This is a genomic window from Salmonella sp. 741265116_PST (assembly GCF_046567715.1).
Lineage (GTDB): Bacteria > Pseudomonadota > Gammaproteobacteria > Enterobacterales > Enterobacteriaceae > Salmonella > Salmonella enterica.
Map to the genome: position 1 here is coordinate 1 of NZ_JBKFPH010000054.1, position 10,948 is coordinate 10,948.

Annotated in this window: 10 protein-coding genes; 6 read left to right on the forward strand and 4 right to left on the reverse strand. The window is 53.1% G+C overall.

Annotated elements, in window-relative coordinates; translation table 11 throughout:
* Window positions 1-303 precede the first annotated feature (303 nt).
* Window positions 304-1,230 (reverse strand): LysR family transcriptional regulator, encoded by a 927-nt coding sequence (locus ACLD11_RS21265; protein WP_079821073.1) that lies wholly within the window; start codon window positions 1,228-1,230, stop codon window positions 304-306.
* A gap of 89 nt (window positions 1,231-1,319) precedes the next feature.
* Here ACLD11_RS21265 and ACLD11_RS21270 point away from each other — a divergent pair, with 89 nt between their 5' ends.
* The gene (locus ACLD11_RS21270) at window positions 1,320-2,318 is read left to right on the forward strand and encodes a bile acid:sodium symporter family protein (RefSeq protein WP_000765569.1); all 999 of its coding nucleotides are present in this window, start codon (window positions 1,320-1,322) and stop codon (window positions 2,316-2,318) included.
* Here ACLD11_RS21270 and ACLD11_RS21275 read toward each other — a convergent pair.
* The 3 genes from ACLD11_RS21275 to zipA form a co-directional block, all read right to left on the reverse strand.
* Window positions 2,315-2,533, reverse strand: coding sequence for a DUF3820 family protein (locus ACLD11_RS21275; protein ID WP_001519708.1), 219 nt, complete (start codon window positions 2,531-2,533; stop codon window positions 2,315-2,317). The genes ACLD11_RS21270 and ACLD11_RS21275 overlap by 4 nt on opposite strands.
* Window position 2,534: 1 nt before the next feature.
* Window positions 2,535-4,550 (reverse strand): NAD-dependent DNA ligase LigA, encoded by a 2,016-nt coding sequence (gene ligA / locus ACLD11_RS21280; RefSeq protein WP_411015344.1) that lies wholly within the window; start codon window positions 4,548-4,550, stop codon window positions 2,535-2,537.
* Window positions 4,551-4,621: 71 nt separating this feature from the next.
* Window positions 4,622-5,608, reverse strand: coding sequence for a cell division protein ZipA (zipA, locus tag ACLD11_RS21285; protein WP_411015345.1), 987 nt, complete (start codon window positions 5,606-5,608; stop codon window positions 4,622-4,624).
* Between the two features lie 231 nt (window positions 5,609-5,839).
* Between zipA and cysZ the strand changes: the two genes are divergently transcribed.
* The 5 genes from cysZ to crr all read left to right on the forward strand — a co-directional run bounded on the left by cysZ (window position 5,840) and on the right by crr (window position 10,852).
* Complete coding sequence (gene cysZ / locus ACLD11_RS21290; protein WP_000255004.1) at window positions 5,840-6,601, forward strand: sulfate transporter CysZ; 762 nt, start codon at window positions 5,840-5,842, stop codon at window positions 6,599-6,601.
* 311 nt (window positions 6,602-6,912) lie between these two features.
* Window positions 6,913-7,884 (forward strand): cysteine synthase A, encoded by a 972-nt coding sequence (gene cysK, locus ACLD11_RS21295; RefSeq protein ID WP_000036904.1) that lies wholly within the window; start codon window positions 6,913-6,915, stop codon window positions 7,882-7,884.
* Window positions 7,885-8,267: 383 nt separating this feature from the next.
* Window positions 8,268-8,525, forward strand: coding sequence for a phosphocarrier protein Hpr (gene ptsH / locus ACLD11_RS21300; protein WP_000487600.1), 258 nt, complete (start codon window positions 8,268-8,270; stop codon window positions 8,523-8,525).
* Window positions 8,526-8,574: 49 nt separating this feature from the next.
* Complete coding sequence (gene ptsI, locus ACLD11_RS21305; RefSeq protein WP_000623118.1) at window positions 8,575-10,302, forward strand: phosphoenolpyruvate-protein phosphotransferase PtsI; 1,728 nt, start codon at window positions 8,575-8,577, stop codon at window positions 10,300-10,302.
* Window positions 10,303-10,342: 40 nt separating this feature from the next.
* Window positions 10,343-10,852 (forward strand): PTS glucose transporter subunit IIA, encoded by a 510-nt coding sequence (gene crr / locus ACLD11_RS21310; protein WP_000522253.1) that lies wholly within the window; start codon window positions 10,343-10,345, stop codon window positions 10,850-10,852.
* The last annotated feature ends 96 nt before the right edge of the window (window positions 10,853-10,948 follow it).

Consider the following 10,948-nt stretch of genomic DNA (forward strand, 5'->3'; position numbering starts at 1 on the left):
TTGGTAGAGCAGTTGACTTTTAATCAATTGGTCGCAGGTTCGAATCCTGCACGACCCACCAATGTAAAAAAGCGCCCTAAAGGCGCTTTTTTGCTATCTGCGATATGGAAGATTCGAACCTGCAGCAGGTTCGGGTCTTGCCTGATGCGCTGCGCTTATCAGGCCTACAGACGACACCGCCGCGTAGGCCGGATAAGACGTTAGTCGCCATCCGGCGCAGACGATACCGCACACGTAGGCCGGATAAGGCGAAGCCGCCACTCGGCATAAATACCGCAGCAACGCTACCGGCTCGCTTACCGTCTATAGCTGATACAGCGGATCTTTCGCCCTCGCGGCGGTTAATTCGCTGGCCTGAGTACGCACCACGTCCCACAACGCCTGCGCCGCCGTGGAGAGCGATCGGTTTTTTCGCCGCGCCAGCATGAGCTGCCTTTCAACTACGGGCGTCAGCCGTTTAACCTGTAAGTGGCTGCCCTGCGGGAGCGGTAACGCCAGCGCGGGCAGCACGCTGATGCCGATTCCCGCTTCCACCATTGGAAACAGCGTGGCCGGGTGACCAATCTCCTGCACGATATCCGCCTCAATAGAAAAATGGGCCAGCGCCGCATCAATCAGCGGTCGACTGCCGGAAGCATAATCCTGTAAGACCAGCGACGCCTGTTTAAGATCCTGCCAGCTTACCCATTTCTGATGCGCCAGCGGATGATCCTGGCGACACAACAGTAAAAAAGGCTCTGATAAGATGGCTTCACACTGTAAATCCACCGCTGCGCCGGGATCGATAACGATGCCAAAATCCACTTCCCCCTGGCGGATGCTCTCCAACACCCACTGCTGCGGACGATCGTGCAATACAAAATCAATAGCGGGATAAAGCGAATTACTTTGGGCAATACATTGCGGAATAAGATGCGCAGAAATGGTTTGGCTCGCGGCAACGCGCACGGTGCCGGTTAATTGTGTCCCTACTCTGCCTGCATCGCGCAGTATGCTGTTCAGTTCATCAAGCACCCGCTCCAGACGCGTCGCCAGTTGTTGCCCCGCCTCGGTCAGCACCACCTCACGCGTAGTGCGATCCAACAGTCTGACGCCGGTTTGCCGCTCCAGCTCTTTTACGCTATGACTGACCGCAGACTGGCTCAGTCCAATCCTGTCCCCTGCCCGACTGAAACTTTTGGCCTGGGCGACGGTAATAAAAATACGCAGTTGACGCAGTGAATAGTTCATCGACTAGATTCATATATAGATGCAATAAATCAATTTTATTTCTCAAAGCGAAAAACGCAAAATAGCTGCACCGACTTTCAGGAGTTTTTATGAAACTTTTTCGTATCCTTGACCCTTTCACGCTGACACTTATCACCGTGGTACTACTGGCCTCTTTTTTCCCGGCGGAAGGCGGCTTTGTGCCTGTCGTTGAAGGTATTACAACAGCGGCCATCGCTCTGTTGTTTTTTATGCATGGCGCGAAGCTTTCGCGTGAAGCGATCATCGCTGGCGGCAGCCACTGGCGGTTGCATCTGTGGGTCATGTGCAGCACTTTTGTGCTCTTTCCTGTCCTCGGCGTACTGTTTGCCTGGTGGGCGCCTGTCAATGTCGACCCTATGCTCTACAGCGGCTTTCTGTATCTGTGTATTTTGCCCGCCACCGTGCAGTCTGCGATTGCGTTTACTTCACTCGCGGGCGGTAACGTCGCGGCCGCGGTGTGCTCAGCGTCTGCGTCCAGTCTGCTGGGCATTTTCCTGTCGCCGTTGCTGGTCGGTCTGGTAATGAATATTCATGGCGCGCAGGGCAGTCTGGAAGAGGTGGGCAAAATTATGCTGCAACTGCTGCTGCCTTTTGTGCTGGGACACCTGTCTCGCCCGTGGATCGGCAACTGGGTCGCGCGCAACAAAAAGTGGATCGCGAAAACAGATCAGACCTCTATTCTGTTGGTGGTCTACTCGGCGTTCAGCGAAGCGGTGGTCAACGGCATCTGGCACAAAGTCGGCTGGGGATCGCTGCTGTTTATCGTCGTGGTCAGCCTCATACTGTTGGCGATCGTCATCGCCATTAACGTCTTTGTCGCCCGTAAATGCGGCTTCAATAAAGCCGACGAAATCACTATTGTTTTCTGCGGTTCGAAAAAAAGCCTGGCCAACGGGATCCCGATGGCCAATATTCTGTTTCCGACGTCAGTGCTGGGTATGATGGTATTACCGCTGATGATCTTCCACCAGATCCAACTGATGGTCTGCGCAGGGCTGGCGCGGCGCTACAAACGCCAGACCGAGAAGTTACAGGCGCAGCAGGAAAGCCGCGCCGCGAAAGCTTAAAGCGGGCGTTTCAGGGGCTGCACCAGTTGCGTCAGCCCCTCGGTTTTAATCAGCAGCGTGATTTGCATCAACTCCCCCAGTTTACCCGCCGGAAATTGATCTTTACGGGCAAACCACAGCAAATACTCTTCCGGAAGGTCGATCAATCGACGTCCCTGATATTTACCGAACGGCATCACGGTGTTGGCAATTTCAACCAACTGCTCTTTTTCCATCTCAGGCACCCAGTAAGCGGATCATTTCCGCTTCATCAATCACGGTAATACCCAGTTCCTGCGCTTTGGCCAGTTTCGAACCCGCCGCTTCACCGGCAATCACCAGATCGGTTTTCTTCGATACGCTGCCTGCCACTTTCGCGCCCAGCGCCGCTAAACGCGCTTTAGCGTCATCGCGGGACATCTGGCTCAGGCTACCGGTTAGTACCACGGTTTTACCGGCAAACGGGCTATCGATCTCTTGCACATTAATGACTACCGGCGCGGGCCAGTGCACCCCTTCCGCCAGTAGCTGCCCAATCACGTCACGATTACTCTCTTCGGCAAAAAAGTTAAAGACGTGCGTAGCGACCACAATCCCCACGTCAGGTACTTTCTGCAACTCGTCAATGGTGGCGGCCTGCAGCGCCTCCAGCGTACCGAAATAAGCCGCCAGCCCCGCCGCCGTCGCTTCACCCACTTCACGGATGCCCAGCGCATAGAGAAAACGCGCAAAGGTCGTCGCTTTGGCTTTTTCCAGCGCGTTAACAACATTTTGCGCGGACTTTGGCCCCATTCGGTCCAGGCCGGTCAGTTTAACCACCGTCAGACGGAACAGATCCGCTGGCGTATGGACATACTCCCTTTCCACCAGTTGGTCGATGATCTTATCGCCCATCCCGTCTACATCCATCGCCCGGCGCGACACAAAATGTTTCAGCGACTCTTTACGCTGCGCGCCGCAAATCAGCCCGCCGGTACAACGGGTAACGGCTTCGCCTTCGACGCGCTCTACGTCCGATCCGCACACCGGACAGTGCGTTGGAAACACAATCGGACGCGTCTCTTCAGGGCGTTCGGACAGAACCACGTTGACCACCTGAGGGATCACATCGCCTGCCCGACGGATAACCACCTTATCGCCAATACGCAAGCCAAGCCGTTCAATTTCATCGGCATTATGCAACGTGGCATTGCTGACCAGCACACCAGCCACCTGAACCGGTTCCAGACGCGCTACCGGCGTAATCGCCCCGGTGCGCCCTACCTGAAACTCAACGTCGCGCACAAAAGTCATCTGCTCCTGAGCAGGAAATTTAAACGCCACCGCCCAGCGCGGCGCGCGGGCCACAAAGCCCAGCTGTTCCTGCAAAGCCAGCGAGTTGACCTTAATCACCACGCCGTCGATATCAAAACCGAGCGTGGGGCGATCTTTTTCGACGTTGTGATAAAAATCCAGTACCGCCTGGGGAGAATCGCACAGCGTCACGCGATCGCTGACCGGTAACCCCCACGCTTTAAATTGCAGCAAACGCCCCAGATGCGTATCCGGCAACTCGCCGCCTTCCAGAATACCGACGCCGTAGCAGAAAAATGTTAGCGGTCGCTTCGCCGTAATACGCGGATCGAGCTGACGCAGCGAGCCCGCCGCCGCGTTACGCGGGTTAGCAAACACTTTGCCGCCAGTGCGGCGCGCGTCTTCATTGATCTTTTCGAACCCGGCCTGCGGTAAAAATACCTCTCCGCGAACTTCAAGACGCGCCGGAATGTTATCGCCGTGCAGCTTTAACGGAATGGCGCGAATCGTGCGCACGTTTGAAGTGATATCTTCACCGGTGGTGCCGTCGCCACGCGTCGCAGCGCTCACCAGCACGCCGTTTTCATACAGAATGCTGACCGCCAGGCCATCCAGCTTTAGCTCGCAGCACCAGATGACATTTTCCGTGCTTTTTAGACGATCCTGCACTCGCTTGTTAAACGCCAGGAAGCTTTCTTCATCAAATACGTTATCGAGCGACAGCATCGGTACTTCATGGCGAATCTGGTTGAATGCCGTCAGCGGCGCCGCGCCAACGCGCTGCGTGGGCGAATCCGGCGTGATAAGGTCCGGACGTTGCGCCTCCAGCTCTCGCAGTTCCCGCATCAGGCGGTCATATTCGGCGTCGGGAATCTCCGGCGCATCCATCACATGATACAGATATTCATGATGGCGAAGCGTGGTTCGCAGTTCTGTCAGTTGTTGTTCGATTGGTTCCATATCACACCATCAATGATAAAAAACCCCCGACAGGCGGGGGTTACGTTAAAAATGTCACACCTGCGTTAACCTCAGGCGTTAGCGTCCATCACCTCGCGGATGCGGTCCTGATATTCGCGCAGTTTCTGCGGCGTCATCATCCGACGCTGGTCATCCAGCACGACGCCGCCGACCTCATCAGCGATATGCTGCGCGGATTGCAGCATCAGCTTGAAATTCTGCAGCGCATCGCCGTAAGACGGCACCTGCATAAAAATAGTGACGCCAGGCGTAGTGAAGTCCGTCATCTCAGGATCGAACGTTCCCGGATTGACCATATTCGCGAGACTGAACAAGGCCGAGCCGCTGCCATCCGGGCTCAAATGACGATGGAAAATATTCATATCGCCAAATTTAAAGCCTGACTGCTGAATACTGTTCAGTAACACTTCACCATTAAGCTCGCTGCCATGATGGGCTGCGACGTTCATAATGATGACCGCCTCTTTACGCTGCGGTTTTTCCACTACCGGCGCTTCTTCCACTTCCGGTTCTGCCTCAACCACAGGTTCCGCAGGCTGGAAGGTTTGCGCTGATGGCGGCGGCGCGGGCTGCGCAACAGGCTGCGGCGCTTGCGACGGCGGTGCAGGCTGCTGTTGCGGCGGCTGTACCGGCGGCGCAGATGGCTGAACCTGCTGAGGCTGAGGCGCAGGTTGGACCGGTTGCTGAACCGGCGGTTGCATCGGCGCTTGCGGCTGCGGTGGTGCCGCTGGACGCGGTTGCGCAGACGCATAAGGCGGCTGGTACTGGTGTTGCGGCGACTGACGAGGGGCATCATGCTCCTGCGGCTGGCCGGGGGCATGATTCACGCGGTGAACACGAACTTCACCCACGCCTTCGTCTTCTTCGACATCGTCGTCATACGAGTCGTCGTCGCGTTTCGATTTCATGCGTTTTAGTGGACGATCGCGGAACATAGAAGATCGTTCTTTACGGCTGGTCCAGAAACCATGTACCAGTAAAGCGATTATGGCGATCGCGCCAACAATGATTAATATCAGACGCAAATCCTGCATCATTATATTCTCTGTTGTTCTAACACCTTGCCACCACGGCAAACATTTACTCACTAAGAGTATTTGCCGATTACGTCAAGTGCAAGTGTACTGTTGGCTTTCGCAGCATAAAGATGAAGGAAAATGTACTTTTTGCTGTTTTTTCGAACATTTCCGAACTATCCACCGTCTGATAACCGGGTAAGATATCCCACGTTTACCCGGGGCTTTAAGAAAAAGGAGTATGTCCTGCATATGGTTTCATCATCCACAACCGTACCACATAGCGGCGTCTATTATTTCTCGCAAGGATGGAAGTTAGTCACCCTACCGGGAATCCGCCGCTTTGTTATTTTACCTTTGCTGGTCAACATTGTGCTGATGGGCGGCGCATTTTGGTGGCTGTTTACCCAGCTTGATGCCTGGATACCTTCGTTGATGAGTCATGTGCCGGACTGGCTGCAATGGCTGAGCTATCTGCTGTGGCCGATTGCGGTTATTTCTGTTCTGCTGGTCTTTGGCTATTTTTTCTCTACCCTCGCCAACTGGATCGCCGCGCCGTTTAACGGCCTTTTAGCCGAACAGCTTGAGGCGCGGTTAACCGGTGCCACACCGCCAGATACCGGCATACTCGGCATCATGAAAGATGTACCGCGCATTATGAAACGTGAATGGCAAAAGCTGGCGTGGTATCTGCCGCGCGCGATTGTGCTGCTGGTTCTCTATTTTATTCCTGGCATTGGCCAAACCATCGCGCCGGTGCTGTGGTTTTTGTTCAGCGCCTGGATGCTGGCGATCCAGTATTGCGACTACCCGTTTGATAACCACAAAGTGCCGTTTAAAACGATGCGCGCCGCGTTGCGCACGCAGAAGGTGGCGAATATGCAATTTGGCGCGCTCACCAGCCTCTTTACGATGATTCCGGTGCTTAACCTTTTCATTATGCCTGTCGCCGTCTGTGGCGCGACGGCAATGTGGGTTGATTGCTGGCGTGCTAAACACGCGTTATGGAAATAACGTAAAAATGTATAAATAAGAGATGGCTTAGAGCCTATCCCACCAGGCGTTATTGGCGCAGCCAGTTTGGACACGGACAGCGCGCAAAAACCGGAGCGTACACGTAGTACGTGAGGATTTTGAGCACTGCCCAGGTCCAAAATGGCAAGTAAAATAGCCCTAATGGGATAGGCTCTTATGCTGTCTCTTATTCCATACTGATAACCATTATTCCCCATCAGCATATAGATATGCGAAATCCTTACTTCCCCATATCTGGCTGGAAGGTATGCTGGGAAGGTATCCCAATTTCATACAGTTAAGGACAGGCCATGAGTAAGATTTATGAAGATAACTCGCTGACTATCGGTCATACGCCGCTGGTTCGACTGAACCGTATCGGTAATGGACGCATTCTGGCGAAGGTGGAGTCGCGCAACCCGAGCTTCAGCGTCAAGTGCCGTATCGGCGCCAATATGATTTGGGATGCCGAAAAGCGTGGCGTACTGAAACCTGGCGTGGAACTGGTGGAGCCGACCAGCGGCAATACCGGTATTGCGCTGGCGTATGTCGCCGCCGCGCGCGGTTACAAACTCACCCTGACCATGCCGGAGACCATGAGCATTGAACGCCGCAAGCTACTCAAAGCATTAGGCGCGAATCTGGTGCTGACCGAAGGGGCGAAAGGGATGAAAGGCGCTATTCAGAAAGCCGAAGAAATTGTCGCCAGCGATCCGCAAAAATATCTCCTGCTCCAGCAGTTCAGTAACCCTGCCAACCCGGAAATCCATGAAAAAACCACCGGCCCGGAAATCTGGGAAGACACCGATGGTCAGGTGGATGTGTTTATCTCCGGCGTTGGTACTGGCGGTACGTTAACCGGCGTCACGCGTTATATCAAAGGGACGAAGGGTAAAACCGATCTTATCACCGTTGCGGTGGAACCCACTGACTCTCCGGTTATCGCCCAGGCGCTGGCTGGTGAAGAGATCAAACCGGGCCCGCATAAAATTCAGGGCATCGGCGCAGGCTTCATCCCGGGCAACCTGGATCTGAAACTGATTGATAAAGTGGTTGGCATCACCAATGAAGAAGCCATTTCTACCGCGCGCCGTCTGATGGAAGAGGAAGGTATTCTGGCGGGAATTTCTTCCGGCGCCGCGGTTGCTGCCGCGCTTAAGCTGCAGGAAGATGAAAGCTTTACCAATAAGAATATTGTGGTTATCCTACCCTCATCAGGTGAGCGTTATCTGAGCACCGCGTTGTTCGCCGATCTCTTTACTGAGAAAGAACTGCAACAGTGATGCCAGCATGTTAAAAACGCGTAAAAAAGCACCTTTTTGGGTGCTTTTTTGTGGCCTGCTTCAAACTTTCACCTCACCTGGCATTGATTCACCCTGCCGGAACTGGTATTTAACCAGACTAATTATTTTGATGCGCGAAATTAATCGTTACAGGAAAAGCGTTAGCTGAATCGATTTTATGATTTGGTTCAAATCTTCCTTTCGCGGCATAATGTTTAATGACGAGCGAAACGTCAGCGGCCATAAGTTGCCAGCAACGGATTGCGCAGAACACCTTTTGTGTCGCGTCCCGTTTACGCCGGCGCTAACAATACAGGCTAAAGTTGAGCCGCCAGGCTAGACTTTAGTTCCACAACACTAAACCTATAAGTTGGGGAAATACAATGTTCCAGCAAGAAGTTACCATTACCGCTCCGAACGGTCTGCACACCCGCCCTGCTGCTCAGTTTGTTAAAGAAGCAAAAGGCTTCACTTCTGAGATTACTGTGACTTCCAACGGCAAAAGCGCCAGCGCGAAAAGCCTGTTTAAACTGCAGACTCTGGGCCTGACTCAAGGCACCGTCGTCACCATCTCCGCAGAAGGTGAAGATGAGCAGAAAGCGGTTGAACATCTGGTCAAACTGATGGCGGAACTCGAGTAAGTTTTTTTTCCGGGTTCTTTTAAAAATCAGTCACAAGTAAGGTAGGGTTATGATTTCAGGCATTTTAGCATCCCCGGGTATCGCTTTCGGCAAAGCACTGCTGCTGAAAGAAGACGAAATCGTCATTGACCGGAAAAAAATTTCTGCCGACAAGGTTGATCAGGAAGTTGAACGTTTTCTGAGCGGTCGTGCCAAGGCATCTGCGCAACTGGAAGCGATCAAGACAAAAGCTGGTGAAACGTTCGGTGAAGAAAAAGAAGCCATCTTTGAAGGGCATATTATGCTGCTCGAAGATGAGGAGCTGGAGCAGGAAATCATAGCCCTGATTAAAGATAAGCACATGACGGCTGACGCAGCCGCACATGAAGTTATCGAAGGTCAGGCCACTGCCCTGGAAGAACTGGATGATGAATACCTGAAAGAGCGTGCGGCTGACGTACGTGATATCGGTAAGCGCCTGCTGCGCAACATCCTGGGTCTGGCCATTATCGATCTGAGCGCGATTCAGGAAGAAGTTATCCTGGTTGCCGCTGACCTGACGCCGTCAGAAACCGCACAGCTGAACCTGCAGAAAGTGCTGGGCTTCATCACCGACGCGGGCGGACGCACGTCTCATACCTCCATCATGGCGCGTTCTCTGGAACTGCCGGCGATCGTAGGTACCGGTAGCGTCACCTCTCAGGTGAAAAACGGCGACTATCTGATTCTGGATGCCGTAAACAACCAGGTTTACGTCAACCCGACCAACGATGTTATTGAGCAACTGCGCGCCGTCCAGGAGCAGGTTGCGACCGAGAAAGCGGAACTCGCAAAACTGAAAGATCTGCCGGCAATCACGCTGGATGGACATCAGGTTGAAGTTTGCGCCAACATCGGTACCGTTCGTGACGTTGAAGGCGCTGAGCGCAACGGCGCGGAAGGCGTTGGTCTGTATCGTACTGAATTCCTGTTCATGGATCGCGACGCGCTGCCGACGGAAGAAGAGCAGTTTGCCGCCTATAAAGCGGTCGCTGAAGCGTGCGGCTCGCAGGCGGTTATCGTCCGTACCATGGACATTGGCGGCGACAAAGAGCTGCCGTACATGAACTTCCCGAAAGAAGAGAACCCGTTCCTGGGCTGGCGCGCCGTGCGTATCGCCATGGATCGCAAAGAGATCCTGCGTGACCAGGTTCGCGCGATTCTGCGTGCCTCCGCTTTCGGTAAATTGCGCATTATGTTCCCGATGATCATCTCTGTTGAAGAAGTTCGCGCGCTGCGCAAAGAGATTGAAATCTACAAACAGGAACTGCGTGACGAAGGTAAAGCATTTGACGAAAGCATTGAGATTGGCGTGATGGTGGAAACACCGGCTGCGGCAACAATTGCGCGTCATTTAGCCAAAGAAGTTGATTTCTTTAGTATCGGCACCAATGATTTAACGCAGTACACCCTGGCAGTTGACCGTGGTAATGATATGATTTCACACCTTTACCAGCCAATGTCACCGTCCGTACTGAACTTGATCAAGCAAGTTATTGATGCTTCTCATGCAGAAGGTAAATGGACTGGCATGTGTGGTGAGCTTGCAGGCGACGAACGTGCTACACTTCTGTTGCTGGGGATGGGTCTGGACGAATTCTCTATGAGCGCCATTTCTATCCCGCGCATTAAGAAGATTATCCGTAACACGAACTTCGAAGATGCGAAGGTGTTAGCAGAGCAGGCTCTTGCTCAACCGACAACGGACGAGTTAATGACGCTGGTTAACAAGTTCATTGAAGAAAAAACAATCTGCTAATCCACGAGATGCGGCCCAATTTACTGCTTAGGAGAAGATCATGGGTTTGTTCGATAAACTAAAATCTCTGGTTTCTGATGATAAGAAAGACACCGGAACTATTGAGATTGTTGCCCCGCTCTCTGGCGAGATCGTCAACATCGAAGACGTGCCGGATGTAGTTTTTGCTGAAAAAATCGTTGGTGATGGCATCGCTATCAAACCAACCGGTAACAAAATGGTCGCCCCTGTTGACGGTACCATCGGCAAAATCTTTGAAACCAACCATGCGTTCTCTATCGAATCCGATAGCGGCATTGAGCTGTTCGTTCACTTCGGTATCGACACCGTTGAGCTGAAAGGCGAAGGCTTCAAGCGTATTGCTGAAGAAGGTCAGCGCGTGAAAGTTGGCGATCCGGTCATCGAGTTCGATCTGCCGTTGCTGGAAGAAAAAGCCAAGTCTACCCTGACTCCGGTTGTTATCTCCAACATGGATGAAATCAAAGAACTGATCAAACTGTCTGGTAGCGTGACCGTGGGTGAAACTCCGGTTATCCGCATTAAGAAGTAATTCTTGCCGCAGTGAAGAATGGCGCCTTTGGGCGTAATGCCGATCAGTTAAGGATCGGTTGACCGATCCAGTGGTTGTGTAAGAATCCGGAAATGC